Genomic DNA, 15,283 nt, shown 5'->3' with positions numbered 1-15,283 from the left:
GGCCGCGGACATGGTGTGCAGACGCAGCGCGAGCTGGATCTCCAGAGCCCGCGCCGGTGACTGCCAGTCAGGTCCGAGCAGCCGGCCGATGCGTTCGAGGCGCTGGGCGACGGTGTTCACATGGACGTGCAGGTCGTCCTTCGTACGCGCCGGGCTCATCCCGGACGCGAAGTAGGCGCCGAGCGTGCGCACCAGATCCGTGCCGCGCCGCGAGTCGTAGTCGACGACTTCGCCGATCGTGCGGTGGACAAAGCCCTCGATGTCGCGGGTGTCGGCGAGGAGCAGTCCGAGGAAGCCGAGGTCCTGGGCGGCCGCTCCGTCGCCGGAGCGGCCGAGGAGCCGCAGCGCGTCGAGGCAGCGGCGGGCCTCCGCGTACGCCTCCGCTATGGCCCCAGGACGCTCGGCCGGTGCCTCGACGGCCGCGGAGGCCCCGATGGTGACCGGCTCGCGCAGCGCGCTGCCGAGCTGCCGGGCCGTACGGCGGGCGAGGTCGGCCGCTGTGTCCTCGGGCGCGAGGGGCAGCAGCAGGACCGTGCCTCCGTGGCGGGTGGCGGCGAGTCCCTGGCCGGTGGCCGCGAGATGAGACGCCGCTGACCAGAGGCGACGCCGGTCGGCGGTCTCGCGTTCGGTGGTGTCGGGCGCGGGTCCGTCGATCCGGGCGGCCAGCACCACATGCGGGGCGTCGAGGTCCGCGTGGAGCCGGACGGCCCGCTCGCGCAGCAGGCGCGGGTCGCGATCGGGCGCGTCAAGGAGGTCGTCGAGCAGTTCGCCCCGGACCCGCTGCTCGGCCTCTCCCGCGGAACGGCGTGCGAGCAGCAGCAGCGAGGTGACCATGGCGGCCCGCTCCAGGGTGCGCTGGTCCACCGGGTCGAGACCGGGATGCCCGCGCAGCACCAGCGCGCCGAGGAGTTCACCGCCGGCCGAGACGGCGGCGCCCCAGACGTTCCCGTGGCGCTTGGCGTGGCCTTCGGTGCCGGTCAGCTCCAGCGCGGTCACGGAGGCCGAATCGGGTCCCGCGAAGTCCACCGTGCCGTCCAGGACTTCGGACAGGGCGCTCGCGACGTCGTGGACACCGCCGCCGCGCAGCACGAGTTCGGTCAGGCGGTCGTGCACGTCCGAGGCACGCTCGATGACCGCGCTGTGGTCTTTGATGATCTCGTTGGCCTTCTCCAGCTCCGCGAGCGCCGAGCGGGTCTCGCCCAGCAGATTCGCGGTGTCGATGGCGACCGCCGCGTGGGCCGCGAACGAGCCCAGCAGGGCGATCTGTTCGCGTTCGAAGACCCGGGCACGACGGTCGGCGGCGAAGAGCACACCGATGACCTGGCTGCCCAGCATCAGGGGCACGCCCAGGATGGCGACGAGTCCCTCGTCGCGCACTCCGGAGTCGATGCTCCTGGTGTGCTGGAAGCGCGGGTCGTCGAAATAGCTGTCGGTCACATAGGGGCGGGCCGTCTGGGCGACCAGCCCGCCGAGTCCCTCTCCCATGCCGAGCCTCAGCTGCTGGAAGCGTGCCGAGACCGAGCCCTCGGTGACCCGCATATAGGTGTCACCGGCGGCCGGGTCGTTGAGGCACAGATAGGCGACCTCCGTACCGAGCAGCGAGCGCGCCCGCTGCACGATCGCCCGGAGCACGGCGTCGAGGTCGCGCAGCCCCGCCAGGTCGTGGGCGGTCTCGAAGAGCGCCGACAGCTCGGCCTCACGGCGCCGTCGCTCCTCCAGCTCGGCCCGTACCCGCAGAGCGACCTGCTTGGCGTGCTCCAGGGCGGCGAGCGTCTCCGGCCCCGCGCCGTCCGCGCGGGCCAGCAGCGCGGGCCGGTCGTATGCCTCCGCCGCGGCGCCGCGCGCGAGGAGTTCCAGGTAGGAAGCCTGATCGTGGGACATGGACACAGGATTACCTGTCGTACGGCCGGCCGCGCCAGCCCTGTGGACAACGGAAACGGCGCGGAAGGCGCGAGATTGACGGGACCGTCCCTAATGCGCGGTCCAGCCGCCGTCGAGCGTCAGTGAGGTGCCCGTGATGAACGACGCCTGCGGGGTGCAGAGGTAGGCCACCGCCTCCGCGACCTCGTCCGGTTCCAGAAGGCGCTTGAGCGCGGAGTCCTGGAGCAGGACGTCGGCCAGGACCCGTTCCTCGGGGATGTGGTGTGCCTCGGCCTGATCGGCGATCTGCTTCTCGACCAGTGGCGTGCGCACATAGCCGGGGTTGACGCAGTTCGAGGTGACGCCGCGTGTGGCGCCTTCGAGGGCCGCGGTTTTGGAGAGTCCTTCGAGACCGTGTTTGGCGGCCACATAGGCCGACTTGTACGGGGAGGCGCGCAGCCCGTGTACGGAGGAGATGTTGATGATCCGGCCCCAGCCCTCGGCGTACATGTGCGGCAGCGCGCCTCTGATCAGCCGGAAGGGCGCTTCGAGCATGACCGTCAGAACGGTGTGGAAGACGTCGGGCGGGAATTCCTCGATGGGGCGGACCAGTTGCAGCCCCGCGTTGTTGACCAGGACGTCCGTGCCCGCGGCTGCCTCTTCCGCCGCGTCGAGCGCGGTGAGATCGAGCACCCGCGGCTCGATGGTGCCCGGCAGCCCGGTGGCGGCCTCGGCCAGTACGTCGAGCCCCTTGCCGTCCCGGTCCAGGGCTCTGACCGTGGCACCCGCCGCCGCGAGCCGCACGGCGCAGGCGCGGCCGATTCCGCTTGCCGCGCCGGTGACCAGTGCCGTACGGCCCCGCAGATCGAGCGCGACCGGAGCGGCGCCGGCGGCGGGAGCGCCGGGGGCGAGACCGCCGTCTGCCGGAGCGGCGGTGTCGGCGGTGCCGGCGGTGCGGGACTCGTGCGTGCCAGGGACGGGACCTGGTGTGGTGGGGGCGGTCATGTTCCGCACCCTAAGCAGCGCCATACGTCCAACCGATATGGTCAGGGCCCACACTTCCCATCCAGGTGGTGGGTTCGAACCATGTGGGTGTATCGATGAGCAACTGCTTGATCGCGAAATGGAGTGACCTGTTCCGGCTTGGGTGGTGCGCCGCGAACGGGAGTTAGGATCTTGCGATGGCGACGCCCGAGTTCATCCGTACCATCCGTGCCTCCGCCGGCCACCAACTGCTCTTCCTGCCTGGGGTGACCGCCGTCGTGTTCGACGACGACGGCAGGGTGCTGCTGGCCCGGCGTGCCGACACCGGCGCCTGGGATCTGGTGGGAGGCATTCCCGAGCCGGGAGAGCAGCCCGCCACGACGGCCGTGCGCGAGGTCTATGAGGAGACCGCCGTGCGCTGTTCGGCGGAGCGCGTCGTGCTCGTGCAGGCGCTGGAGCCGATGCAGTATCCCAACGAGGACCGCTGCCAGTTCATGGACATCACCTTCCTGTGCCGGGCGACCGGCGGTGAGGCCCGGGTGAACGACGACGAGTCCCTGGAGGTGGGCTGGTTTCCCCTGGACGCGCTGCCCGGCCTCAGCGCGTACTGCTCGCTGAGGATCCAGCAGGCCCTCGCCGAGGAACCGACCTGGTTCGAGCCCGCGGCAGCCCCGTGACCGACGCCTCCTGAGCGACAGCCCGGGAGCGGAGCTGTGATCGCTCGCCGGCCGGTCCGAGGACCGGCCGGTCAGGGCTCAACCAGCCGCCGGACGGCGCCTGTCGCGTACGGAACGGACCGCCACCCAGCCGAGACCGGCAACGGCCACCGCCACCAGCACGCCCTCGGGCAGGGTGCCGAGCCGGGTGGCCGGCGTGAGCGAGGAGCGCAGCGGCACCTTGGCCACCAGCGCGCCGGGCACGAACATGCCGGTCTGCTGGACGATCTCGCCGTCCGGCTTGATGATCGCGCTCACACCGCTGGTGACGGGGACGACCACGGTCCGGCTGTGCTCGACGGCCCGTACCCGTGACATCGCGAGCTGCTGGTAGGTCATCTCGCTGCGGTCGAAGGTGGCGTTGTTGCTGGGCACGGAGATGAGCTGGGCGCCATGGGTGACGGTGTCCCGCACGGCCCAGTCGAAGGCCGCCTCGTAACAGGTGGCCAGCCCGACATGGGTGCCCGCGAGGTCGAAGACCCCGGGCTTGGTGCCGCGTCCGAAGTCACGGCTCACCATGTCGGCGTATCCGGGGCTGATCGACCGCACCAGGGAGCGCATCGGAAGGTATTCGCCGAAGGGCTGGATCTGCCGCTTGTCATAGGTGTCCGTCGGGCCGCGCTCCGGATCCCAGAGGATCTGCGTATTGCGCAAGGGCCCGGTCCGCGGGCTGACCACGGCGCCGACGGAGATCGGCACACCGATCGCCTTGGCGGCCTCGTCGATGACGAGCCGCGCGTCGGCGTTGCTGTAGGGGTCGATGTCGGAGGAGTTCTCGGGCCACAGCACGAAGTCGGGCTGCGGCTCCTTGCCCGCCTTCACATCGGCGGCGAGCTGGAGGGTCCTGCGGACATGGTTGTCCAGGACCGCACGGCGCTGGGCGTTGAATTCGAGACCCGCCCGGGGCACATTGCCCTGCACGGCGGCGACGGTCGCGGTGCCGTCCTCGGCGGAGTCGTCCACGAGGGGCAGTGCGGCGAGCGCCGCCGTCACCGGGACGAGGACGGTGAGCGCGGCGGCGGCCGCGGCGCGGCGCGGCACCCGGCCGGTCTGGCGGTACGCGAGGGCCTGGTGCAGCGCCTCGTACAGCCCGAAGCCGCACAGGACGACGGCGAAGCCGAGCACCGGTGTCCCACCGATCGCGGCGAGCGGCAGGAAGACGCCGTCCGCCTGGCCGAAGGCGATCTTGCCCCAGGGGAATCCGCCGAACGGGACGCGGGCGCGGACCGCCTCGCCGAGGATCCAGACGGCCGCGGCCCAGAGCGGCCACAGGGGCAGTCGTGTCACGGCCGCGATTCCCAGGCCGGTGAGACCGACGAAGAGCGCCTCGACCGCGACCAGCGCGAGCCAGGGCCCCGGTCCGACCTCCGCGCCGGTCCAGACCAGGAGCGGCAGCAGAAAGCCCAGCCCGGCGAGGTAGCCGAGACCGAGGCCCGCGCGCAGCCGGCGGCCGTACAGGGTCCAGGCGAGCAGGGCGAAGGCGGGCAGGGCCAGCCACCACAGCACGCGGGGCGGGAAGCTCGCGTAGAGCAGTACGCCGGACAGCGCCGCGGCGCCGGGCTTGGCGAGCCGCCGCAGCAGCTTCCGCCCGCCCCGGCCGGGATCGGGGGCGGGCGAAGGGGTCTCGACGGGGGTCATGGTGGCGCTCACCTGGCGGAGTCTACGGCGGTCGGCTGTGGCCCGCCGTCCACGTCCCGTGGGCGAGGAGGCGGTGCGGGCTCCGGGCGGCTCATGATCGGCCGGTTGTGCGAAGCGGGGGCGTGACCGAGGAGGGCGGCGCCCCGGCACGCGGGGCGTGCGCCGCGAGCGGGATGACCCGTTCCGCGCCACGGCCCTGTTCGCAACTTCCGCGACCCAACACAACGCCGTTAATACTCGACACGGCGTTGACTCCTTACCTCGCGCTCACGAGTCTGGGGAGGGATGCGGGCAGCAGCTCCCATCCGGATGCCGGCTGAAGGAGAAATACTCATGAGCTCTCGTCTTCGCACCACAGTGGTTTCGGCTTCGGTCGGGCTGGGGGCGGTGATCCTGGCTCTCGTCCCGTCCGGTGCGGGTGCGGCCTCCGACACGGCGGGCCGGACGACGGCCGCGCAGTCCGCGGCCACATCGTGCGGCTACTACGGCGGTACGGCGCTCACACGGCGGGGCGACACCGGCCGTCATGTCCGTGAGGTCCAGTGTCTGCTCAACAAACAGGCCGGCAGGAAGATCGTGGAGGTGGACGGGGTCTTCGGTCCCCGCACCGAAGGCTGGGTCGAGAGCTACCAGCGCTACCGGGGGCTCGACGACGAGGGTCTGGTGGGCGTCAGGACCTGGGCGGCCCTTCGCCGCTGACCGCTGTCGGTATACGCACCGCCGATGTGTGGGCACTGCCGACCGGCTCTCTCCGGAGGCTGGTTGGCGGTGTCCGCCGACATCGCTCCGGCGCGGACGGGATCCGTTCCGTCAGCCGCCGGCCGGGTTGGGCTTGGCGGGGAGGCTCAGACGGCTGCGGATGAACCGCACCGCCGCCTCCGCGTCGTCCACCGTCACCGTGAAGGTCCTGCCGTCACCCATCTTGAGGACAAATGCCTCGCCACGGCGGACCACCACCGCCGTGCCCATCTCGGGGCGCCAGCGGTAGCCCCAGCCACCCCACTGGCACGGTGTGACTTTCGGCACGAAGACGGCGTCCACGACATGCGCGAGCAGAATACGGCGGCGGGGCAGGCCCATATGGCCGCAGCGCACCTCCAGGGAATCGCCCTCGACCCGTACGGCCACATGGACGAAGGCGAGCGTGCCGAAGAGCATCAGCAGGCCGGCCGCCACACAGCCGATGACGGACATCAGCAGGGCCGCTATACCGGAATCCCAGGCGGAGTTGACGGCCAGCTCCACACCGAGCGCGATGCACGCGACGCCCGCCGCCGCGAGCAGCCACTGCACACGATTGGTGGCACGGCCGGTCCAGGTCTCAGGCAGGGGCTCATCGGCGTGGCCCTCTTGCCGGGGGTGCTCCCTCATGCCTTGCACATTACCCAGGTTCCGCCGGTTGGGGAGTCCCGTGGCGGCGGGTAGCCATCGGCCCGCGGCCCCGCAGTCCGGTCCCTACCGCCGTCAGCGCACCTGGCTGAGCGAAGCGAGAAGCCGTCCCTCGGCGTAGGCCATTGCGGGACTCGGGAGGACGGACTCGCGCCCATTGAGCAGCACCGTGAGCCGGGCTCCCGGCAGGACCTCCGGGACGGGTCCGCCTCCGACACGCCGCAGTGTCTGCGCGGCGACGGCGTCCGCCGAGCCGTACAGGACGACGGGCGGCAGGCCGGGCTGCTGGACGGCGGCGCGGATGCGATCGGCGACCAGCTCGTAATGCGTACAGCCCAGGACGACGGCCCTGGCGTCACGGGGTGTGACGGCGGCCGCCGCGGCCACCGCGCGGTCGATCGCGGCCTCGTCGGCGTACTGGACGGCGTCGGCCAGCCCGGGGCAGGCGACTTCGGTGACCTCGGCGGCCGAGGCGAAGTCGTCGATCAGGCCCCGCTGGTAGGGACTGCCCGTGGTGGCCGGAGTGGCCCAGATCACGAACGGTCCGCCGCCGGCCGCCGCGGGCTTGATCGCCGGGACCGTACCGATGACCGGCAGCTCGGGCTCCAGCGCGGCCCTGAGCGCGGGCAGGGCGTGCACCGACGCGGTGTTGCAGGCGACGATCAGCGCGTCGGGGCGGTGTTCGGCGGCCGCCCGTGCGACGGCGAGCGCGCGCTCGGTCAGATCCTGGGGGCTGCGGGGGCCCCAGGGCATGCCCTCGGGATCCGAGGAGAGCACGAGATCGGCGTCCGGGCGCAGCCGGCGCACCGCGGCAGCCGTCGGGAGCAGGCCGATTCCGGAGTCCATGAGCGCGATCTTCACCCGGTCACCTTAGTCGACCGTACTCACGGGCCCGGAGATGTGCGGCAGACTGCGGCCAATGAGCGCCATTGCCTGGATCGCCGTGGGTTCGCTGGCCGCGTGGGGCTGGCTGTTGCTGGGTCAGGGATTCTTCTGGCGGACGGACCAGCGGCTGCCCGCGCGGGAGGACCCCTCGGTCCCCGCGGGCAGCGGGGAGGAGGCCCTGGACGACAGGTCCCGCTGGCCGTATGTCGCGGTGGTCGTACCCGCGAGGGACGAGGCCGGGGTGCTGCCGCTGAGCCTGCCGTCGCTGCTGGCACAGGCGTATCCGGGCAGGGCCGAGATCTTCCTGGTCGACGACGGCAGCACGGACGGCACGGGTGCGCTGGCCCGTGAGCTGTCCGACAGGTACGGGGGTCTGCCGCTGACGGTCGTCTCGCCCGGCGAACCCGAGCCCGGCTGGACGGGAAAGCTGTGGGCGCTGCGGCACGGCATCGCGCTGGCCCGGGCCGGCAGGCCCGAGTATCTGCTGCTGACCGATGCCGACATCGCCCATGAGCCGGACAGTCTGCGGGAGCTGGTCGCCGCCGCCGGGACGAACGGGCTGGACCTGGTCTCGCAGATGGCGCGGCTGCGGGTCGCGAGCGGGTGGGAGAAGCTCGTCGTCCCCGCTTTCGTGTACTTCTTCGCCCAGCTCTATCCGTTCCGGTGGATCAACCGCCCCGGCGCGCGCACTGCCGCCGCGGCCGGCGGATGTGTGCTGCTGCGTACGGAGGCCGCCGACCGCGCACGGCTGCCCGAGTCGATCCGGCAGGCCGTGATCGACGATGTGGCGCTGGCGCGGGCGGTGCGGCGCGGCGGCGGCCGGATCTGGCTGGGGCTGGCGGAGCGGGTGGACAGTGTGCGCCCGTATCCCCGGCTGGCCGATCTGTGGCGGATGGTCTCGCGCAGCGCGTACGCACAGCTCCGGCACAATCCGCTGCTACTCGCGGGCACCGTGGCGGGGCTCGCGGTCATCTATCTGGTGCCCCCCGCCGCGCTGGGCTACGGCGTGTTCGGCGGCGACGTGGCCGCCGGGTGGCTGGGGTTCGCGGCGTGGACGGTGATGACAGGAACGTACATCCCGATGCTGCGGTACTACCGGCAGTCGCTGTGGCTGGCTCCGCTGCTGCCGCTGACGGCGTCGCTCTACCTCCTGATGACGGTCGATTCGGCCGTGCAGCACTACCGGGGCCGTGGCGCGGCCTGGAAGGGCCGTACGTACGCCAGACCCGAGGCCACGCCGGACCGTTGACGGACATCGCGCGATCACGGGAGGCCGGTCGAGGGCTTCCGTACGTCACTTCCGGCCGGGCGTCCAGTTCATGCCCCAGCCATAGGCGTAATCGACGGTGCGCTGGGGACTGACTCCGCGTTCCGGGACCAGAAAGCGCGCTTCCCGCTGGACGACGAGGTCGGAGCCGGTATGGGTGATCAGGGCCAGCGAGCAGACCGTCGAAGGCACCGTGCATTCACCGAGCGAGAAGTCGATCGGGGCGCCGTGCTGGGGCTGGAGCGTGACCGTCGCGTCGAGATCCGCGAAACTGCGCGCGCCCTCATAGATGGTGACGAAGATGACGACGCGGCGCAGCCGGTCCTTGTGGTCGAGGTCGATGGTGAGGTTCTCGCCGCGTGAGGCCGCGCCGGTCCGGTCGTCTCCGTCGAGGTAAATGTAGGGCGGCCGGCCGAGCGCGCCGAAGGCATTGCCCAGCGCCTGGACCACGCCCTTGCGGCCGTCGGTCAGTTCGTAGAGCGCGCAGAGATCAAGATCGAGATTGCCTGGTGCGGCGACGGCGCGGCCCAGTTTGGCGGCCCAGCCCTTGGGCTGATTGCGCACCTGCCAGTTCAGGTTCACCCGCATCGTGCCGGACGTACCGCCCTGTTTGGCCAGGGAAACGGTCGGGGCGTCCTTTGTCAGTGTCACCTTGCTGAGCCGGACGGGCGCGGGGGCGGGAGTCGCGGCGGCGGCCGGGGGCTCCGGGCTCGCGGCGGGAACGGCCGGGGCAGCGGCGGTCCCGGGCCCCGGCTCGTCGACCGAGATGCCGAAATCCGTGGCCAGTCCCGCGAGCCCGCTGCTGTAGCCCTGCCCGACGGCCCGGAACTTCCAGCTCCCCTGACGCCGGTAGAGCTCGCCGAGGACGAACGCCGTCTCGACGGTCGCGTCCTGGCTGTCGTACCGCGCGATCTCCGTGCCGGCCGCCGCGTCCAGCACGCGCACATGGAGACCCCGTACCCGGCCGAAGTCGCCGCCGTCGGCGGAAGCGGCCAGCACGATCCGCTCCACGGCGTGCTCGACCTGCCCGAGGTCGACCGTCAGGGTGTCCGTGACGCCGTCCGCTCCGGTCCGCTTGCCCTCGTGGTGCACGGCCCCGGAGGCGTGCGACGGCTGGTTGTAGAAGACGAAGTCCGCGTCCGAGCGGACCTTTCCGGAGACGAGCAGCAGCGCGGAGGCGTCGACATCCGGCGCGCCCGGCGCCGAACGCCATCCCAACTCCACGCGGACAGCCGGCACGGGGACCGGAAGATTGGCTCCTTTAAGCATGGACATGCTCGCCCCCATCGCGAGTCGGGGTGCCCGAAGTTTCCGTCCCGCCAATCTACGGGCTGTCCCCTGATCCGTGGGGGATCGGCGAGCGGTGCCGGACGGGTGGGCCGCGCGGCGGAGGGGCGTCCCGTAGTGGACCTACGGGGACGTTCCGACAACGCGGTGAGGTGCCGTAACCGTCGTCGAGCCGGATTACAGGACATCAAGTCGCGCGCCTCGCAGGGATCGGAGCCGGCGATGTGCGCCCCTGTGCGAGGTACGCGCTAGGGAATGACCAGGGAGAAGGCCGACGGCGACAGTGGGAGTCGGCGGGGACAGACGGCCGGCCGCGCAGCCGGTTGGTGAGGCCGAGGAATGACATACGGTCACTTACGCGCCCGCTCACCGAACTGGCGCATCGCAGCCGTTCATCACCTGATGTGCGCGGGTGGCTTTCACGGTGAGCATCGCGCGCGGGCTGTCTTTGTGCGCTGGGCCGTTTGGATGACGCCGTGTCGCATGTCTTGTCACACATGCGACCGCCATCCATGGTGCATAGGGGAAGACGGCGTACTTCCCACTTTTTTGGCCGCCGGACTCTGCCTCGGGGCAGTCGTCACGGTCGTCTACGTGGAAAAAGTAGGCAGGCTCCAACCGCTCTTACTGATTTCGTCATCCATGCGTCCCGCAGCCCAGGCGGGGCCGGCCCGTGGTGGTGGCTGGGTACCGGTGACGCATGGTCCGTTGCGGCCGGGAGTCCGTCTGCTCGACGTCGCGCCCGATCGCAGTCCCAACGTCGTCCGTCCCAGGGTCTGTTGCGAAAGTCTCGCCCGGCCCGCGACGCCTGGCCCGCACGCTCGCCGCGTTGTCGGAGTCGTCCGAATACGTCCAGTACGCGAACGATCCTCCGCCGCGCGATCGCACGCACCGGACCCCGCAGGCCCCGCCCTCCGGGCGGACGGCGCTCCTTTCGCAACCCGCCCCAGGAGGCGTCCTGATGCCCATGTCCCCCAATCGAGGTTCCACCAGCGGTGGCACCCACGTCACCATCACCGGAACGAATTTGGCCGGGGTCACCATGGTGATGTTCGGTACCAGACCCGCCACCAACATCACCCAGGTATCGCCCAATCAGGTCACCGCCGTCTCCCCGGCCGGAGCCGGTTCGGTCGAGGTCACGGTGACTACATCCGGCGGCACCAGCACCTCGATCCCGTTCTTCTACGTGGCCCCGCCATTCCTGTGCTCACTGAGCGCCGTCTCCGGGCCCCTCGCCGGCGGTGGCACCATCGTCGCCACCGGCACCAATCTCTCCACCGCCACCAGCGTGCGCGTGGGCACGAATTTCTCGGTCCCGACGGTCATCTCCGACCACCAGATCAGTTTCACCCTGCCGGCGGGGGCCGCGACGGGCACGGTCCCAGTGAGCGTCATCACCCCGGGTGGCACCAGCAACAGCTTGTTCTACACCTATGTGGGCGTGCCCACCCTCGCCGTCCTGTCCCCGACCTCCGGCACCGCCTCCGGCGGCACGGTCTTCACCCTCACCGGGACCAATCTGAGCGGCGCCACCGTCACCTTCAACGGGACCCCGGCCACCGCCGTCACGGTCAACCCCGCCGGAACCTCCCTCACCGGCACCACCCCGGCCGGCGTCGCCGGCAACGCCGTCGTTCAGGTGACCACCTCGGGCGGCACCAGCAACAGCCTGCCTTACACCTATGTGGGCGTGCCCACCGTCGCCGTCCTGTCCCCGACCTCCGGCACCGCCTCCGGCGGCACGGTCTTCACCCTCACCGGGACCAATCTGAGCGGCGCCACCGTCACCTTCGACGGGACCCCGGCCACCGCCGTCACGGTCAACCCCGCCGGAACCTCCCTCACCGGCACCACCCCGGCCGGCGTCGCCGGCAACGCCGTCGTCCTGGTCACCACTCCGGGCGGCAGTGTCACAGTCCCCGGCGGATACACCTTCATCCTGCGGCGGGTCTACGTCACCAATGCTTTCTCGAACACCTTGTCAGTGATCAGCACTCTCACCAACACCGTTCTCACTACCACCACCGTCGGCACCAACCCGAGTGGTGCGGCGGTCATTCCGAACAGCACCCGCGTCTACGTGGCCAACTCCGGTGCCAGTACGGTGTCGGTGGTCAACACGGCCACCAACACCGTCACCGGCAACCCCATCCCCGTCGGCACCAACCCGCGTGGGGTGGCGATCACTCCGGACAGCACCCATGTCTACGTCACCAACAACGGCTCGACCACCATGTCGGTCATCAACACAGCGACCAACACCGTTCTCACAACCATTACCCTGGGCACCAACCCGTACGGAGTGGCCGTCACTCCGGACGGCACCCGCGTCTACGTGGCCAACTCCGGCTCAGGCACCGTGTCCGTGGTCAACACGGCCACCAACACCGTCATCGGCACCCCCATCACCGTCGGCACCACCCCGCGGCTCATCGCCATCACCCCGGACGGCACCCGCGCCTATGTGGCAAATGCCGGCTCAGGCACCGTGTCAGTGATCAATACCGCCACCAACACCGTCATCGGCACCCCCATCACCGTCGGCACCACCCCCTACGGCGTGGCCATCACCCCGGACGGCACCCGCGCCTATGTCACCAACAACGGCTCAGGCACCGTGTCAGTGATCAACACGGCCACCAACACCGTCATCGGCACCCCCATCACCGTCGGCACCACCCCCTACGGCGTGGCCATCACCCCGGACGGCACCCGCGCCTACGTCGCCAACCAAGGCTCGAACACCGTGTCAGTGATCGACACGACCACCAACACCGCAACCACCATCAGCGCCGGCGCCGGCACCGGCCCCTTCGGCGTGGCCATCGCCTGACCGTCAACAGACGGGAGACGTTCCGACAACGTGGCGACGTGGCGTAACTGTCGTCGCGCGCCCGCCGGATCACGGGACAACCCCGGGGTGTTGGCGATCCGCTCGTGTCATGACAGGTGGTCAACGACGCGTGTACTTTGCCCCACAGAAGAACAGTGGGGCCTGAGGAGCGATGTCGAGACGGCGTGCCGGCGAATCATTGCCTGCCCGCGCCGGCATCTCTCACCGACCACACTGACATCCGAGCGGCCAAGGGGGCGGCGCTGTGTGGTGGACCGGCGGCGGAGTGCTGTTTTTCTGGATCGTGCCCATCACGGCGTTCCTCGGATCGGTTGTCGGTTCCGAAGTCGGGGGTGAGACAGGTGAGCACGTCGGGATGATCGTTGCCGGCATCCTGTTGTGGTTCATCGGCAGGTACATCAACCGAGACGTGCTCTATCTGCACCCTGAGGGAAACGAGTACCTCCCCCGTAACCGTCACACCCTCTACTCGATCCCCGTCCAGTACTGGTGCGTAGCGGCTGTTCTCTATGCGATCGGCTCCTGGATCTTCGGGTGGTGACGCTCCAGGACGACCTGCCTCCCGGAAGCGGGAGCTCAGTCCGCGAACGCGGCCACGTACGACGCCACGCACGGCTCAGGTGTCGCGAGTGATGTGACGACATGGCCGTCGACGGTGATCGGCGGGTCGAACGGCACGTGGTGCACCCGTTCGGAGCGGGATCCGGCGAGTTGCTCGGCCGGCATCAGCGTCCAGCCCCCGGGGTCCCGGCCCACCTCGAACAGCACGTTGAGCATGTCCCCGGCGGGGGGCCGCAGCGGGGCCACCGGCAGGACGGCCAGGATCGCGTCGTGCATCGGCGGGTCACTCTCGCGGGCGGGGAGCCGCAGACCGTGAGGGTCGAGGTCGCGCAGGCCGACCGCGGGCTTGCCGGCGGCGGGGTGTTCGCGCGCGAGCACCGCGTGCAGCGGCTCGGTCCAGGCGCGCACCACCGTCACCGCCGTGGATGCGACGGCGCCCCGTACCAGCGCCAGGTCCAGCTCACCGTCGCGGACGGCGTCGAGGCGCGCGGTCACCGGGAGGTCGACCAGTTCGGGTTCGGCGGGGCGTTCGCTGTCGCGCAGGCGGCCCACCGCGCGGTCGAGCCGCTGGTTGGCGCAGGACGCCACTCCGATCCGCAGGACCGCCGCCGGTTCTCCGGCGACCACCCGCACCCGTGCCGCCGCGGCGAGGGCCTCCCGGGCAGCGGCGAGCACTCGCTCGCCGGCCGGGGTGAGCCGTACGCGCCGTGAGGAGCGTTCGAGCAGGCGCACGCCGAGTTCGCGTTCGAGCCGGACGATCTGCTGGCTCACCGCCGGCTGCACGATACGCAGCCGCTCCGCCGCGCGCCCGAAGTGCAGCTCCTCGGCAACGGTCACGAAGTAATGCAGTGCCCTCAGCTCCATGGCCTCAACTATCACACGATGTGATTGCTGCCCAGTGTTTCTGGTTCTTGTTCGCGCAGGTCACCCCCGCTGTGATGGATACGAACCCGCCGGAGCGGCCCTGACCGCTGGATGCCGCGACGCGGGGATATCCGAACGGAGAACAGACGTGAGCGCAACAACCCTGGGCATCATCGGCACCGGGATGGTCGGTGTCGGGGTCGCCCGCCGCGCCGTCGACGCCGGCCTGAACGTCGTCCTGAGCAACTCACGCGGCCCCGAGACGCTGGCCGGCCTCGTCGCCGAGCTCGGCGAACGGTCCCGCGCGGCCACCCCGGCCGAGGCGGCGACCGCCGGTGACCTGGTCATCGCGTCCATGCCGCTGGCCGCCCACGAGCGGCTGCCCCGGGTGGAGCTCGCCGGCAAGACCGTGATCGACCCGATGAACTACGCGCCGAAGCCCGACTGGAGAGTCCCGGAACTCGACAGCGACAAGATGACCTCCAGCGAACTGGTGCAGCGCCACCTGGCGGGTGCCCGGGTGGTGAAGGCATTGCACTGCATCGGCCCCAAGCAGTTGCTGGACCTGTTCCGCCCGGCCGGAGCCCCCGACCGCACCGCGCTGCCGCTGTCCGGCGACGACCCGGACGCCAAGAATGAGGTGGCCGACCTGCTGGACGTCCTCGGCTTCGACGCGGTGGACCTCGGCACACTGGCGGAGAGCTGGCGCAGCGAACCGAACACACCGCTCTACGCCCTCCCGTATGTGGGGCAGCCGCCGTCCGGCCTCACCCCCAAGGACTTTGTGACCTGGGTCCAGCAGGCGCCCGGAGTGCCCACATCGGCCGCCCTGGTCAGGGAACTCGGCGCCGCCGCCGTGCGCGGACCCGCGGGTTTCCAGCTGTAGTAGCAGGTCATCGGCCGTTGCGCGGCCCGTACCTCCGGGGTGACCGCCTCGCCCTCGCCTGGTGGCGTCGCGGTGCCCCGGGCGGGCGG

The 15,283-nt window shown here is 70.8% G+C and carries 12 protein-coding genes and 1 pseudogene; 6 read left to right on the top strand and 7 right to left on the bottom strand.

Features of this window, described 5'->3' with window-relative positions; all coding sequences use genetic code 11:
• Positions 1-3: 3 nt before the first annotated feature.
• Positions 4-1,881, bottom strand: a pseudogene (locus ABZ707_RS06305) (GAF domain-containing protein); the annotation flags it as partial.
• 90 nt (positions 1,882-1,971) lie between these two features.
• Positions 1,972-2,865: a 3-hydroxybutyrate dehydrogenase gene (locus tag ABZ707_RS06300; RefSeq protein ID WP_360168668.1), complete on the bottom strand. Its 894-nt coding sequence runs from the start codon at positions 2,863-2,865 to the stop codon at positions 1,972-1,974.
• Between the two features lie 176 nt (positions 2,866-3,041).
• Between ABZ707_RS06300 and ABZ707_RS06295 the strand changes: the two genes are divergently transcribed.
• Positions 3,042-3,521, top strand: a complete 480-nt coding sequence (locus ABZ707_RS06295; RefSeq protein ID WP_360168665.1) for an NUDIX domain-containing protein — start codon at positions 3,042-3,044, stop codon at positions 3,519-3,521.
• Between the two features lie 78 nt (positions 3,522-3,599).
• Here the strand turns inward: ABZ707_RS06295 and lnt are convergent, their stop codons facing one another.
• Positions 3,600-5,210 carry an apolipoprotein N-acyltransferase gene (lnt, locus tag ABZ707_RS06290; protein WP_360168662.1) on the bottom strand — a complete coding sequence of 537 codons (1,611 nt, stop codon included), beginning with the start codon at positions 5,208-5,210 and terminating at the stop codon, positions 3,600-3,602.
• A 321-nt stretch (positions 5,211-5,531) separates the two neighbouring features.
• On the opposite strand from lnt, the gene ABZ707_RS06285 reads away from it, so the two are divergent.
• The gene (locus tag ABZ707_RS06285; RefSeq protein WP_360168659.1) at positions 5,532-5,897 is read left to right on the top strand and encodes a peptidoglycan-binding protein; all 366 of its coding nucleotides are present in this window, start codon (positions 5,532-5,534) and stop codon (positions 5,895-5,897) included.
• 111 nt (positions 5,898-6,008) lie between these two features.
• Here the strand turns inward: ABZ707_RS06285 and ABZ707_RS06280 are convergent, their stop codons facing one another.
• Both ABZ707_RS06280 and ABZ707_RS06275 read right to left on the bottom strand, forming a co-directional pair.
• Positions 6,009-6,569: a hypothetical protein gene (locus tag ABZ707_RS06280; protein WP_360168656.1), complete on the bottom strand. Its 561-nt coding sequence runs from the start codon at positions 6,567-6,569 to the stop codon at positions 6,009-6,011.
• Positions 6,570-6,662: 93 nt separating this feature from the next.
• On the bottom strand, positions 6,663-7,448 hold the full coding sequence (locus ABZ707_RS06275; RefSeq protein ID WP_360168653.1) for an aspartate/glutamate racemase family protein: 786 nt from the start codon (positions 7,446-7,448) through the stop codon (positions 6,663-6,665).
• Positions 7,449-7,506: 58 nt separating this feature from the next.
• Between ABZ707_RS06275 and ABZ707_RS06270 the strand changes: the two genes are divergently transcribed.
• Positions 7,507-8,721: a glycosyltransferase gene (locus ABZ707_RS06270; RefSeq protein ID WP_360168650.1), complete on the top strand. Its 1,215-nt coding sequence runs from the start codon at positions 7,507-7,509 to the stop codon at positions 8,719-8,721.
• A gap of 45 nt (positions 8,722-8,766) precedes the next feature.
• On the opposite strand, the gene ABZ707_RS06265 is transcribed toward ABZ707_RS06270, so the two are convergent.
• Positions 8,767-10,026, bottom strand: coding sequence for a TerD family protein (locus ABZ707_RS06265; protein ID WP_360168647.1), 1,260 nt, complete (start codon positions 10,024-10,026; stop codon positions 8,767-8,769).
• A gap of 967 nt (positions 10,027-10,993) precedes the next feature.
• On the opposite strand from ABZ707_RS06265, the gene ABZ707_RS06260 reads away from it, so the two are divergent.
• Together ABZ707_RS06260 and ABZ707_RS06255 are read left to right on the top strand one after the other, a co-directional pair.
• Positions 10,994-12,862, top strand: coding sequence for an IPT/TIG domain-containing protein (locus ABZ707_RS06260; protein WP_360168644.1), 1,869 nt, complete (start codon positions 10,994-10,996; stop codon positions 12,860-12,862).
• Between the two features lie 376 nt (positions 12,863-13,238).
• Positions 13,239-13,424 carry a hypothetical protein gene (locus ABZ707_RS06255; RefSeq protein ID WP_360168641.1) on the top strand — a complete coding sequence of 62 codons (186 nt, stop codon included), beginning with the start codon at positions 13,239-13,241 and terminating at the stop codon, positions 13,422-13,424.
• A gap of 35 nt (positions 13,425-13,459) precedes the next feature.
• On the opposite strand, the gene ABZ707_RS06250 is transcribed toward ABZ707_RS06255, so the two are convergent.
• Complete coding sequence (locus tag ABZ707_RS06250) at positions 13,460-14,308, bottom strand: LysR family transcriptional regulator (protein ID WP_360168638.1); 849 nt, start codon at positions 14,306-14,308, stop codon at positions 13,460-13,462.
• 148 nt (positions 14,309-14,456) lie between these two features.
• Here ABZ707_RS06250 and ABZ707_RS06245 point away from each other — a divergent pair, with 148 nt between their 5' ends.
• The gene (locus ABZ707_RS06245; RefSeq protein ID WP_360168635.1) at positions 14,457-15,194 is read left to right on the top strand and encodes an NAD(P)-binding domain-containing protein; all 738 of its coding nucleotides are present in this window, start codon (positions 14,457-14,459) and stop codon (positions 15,192-15,194) included.
• Positions 15,195-15,283 lie beyond the last annotated feature (89 nt).

The sequence above is a fragment of the Streptomyces sp. NPDC006923 genome, from assembly GCF_040635655.1.
In the GTDB taxonomy this organism is placed as follows: Bacteria; Actinomycetota; Actinomycetes; order Streptomycetales; family Streptomycetaceae; genus Streptomyces.
Note: the sequence above shows the minus strand (reverse complement) of the source record. Positions and strands in the feature narration are given on the sequence as shown.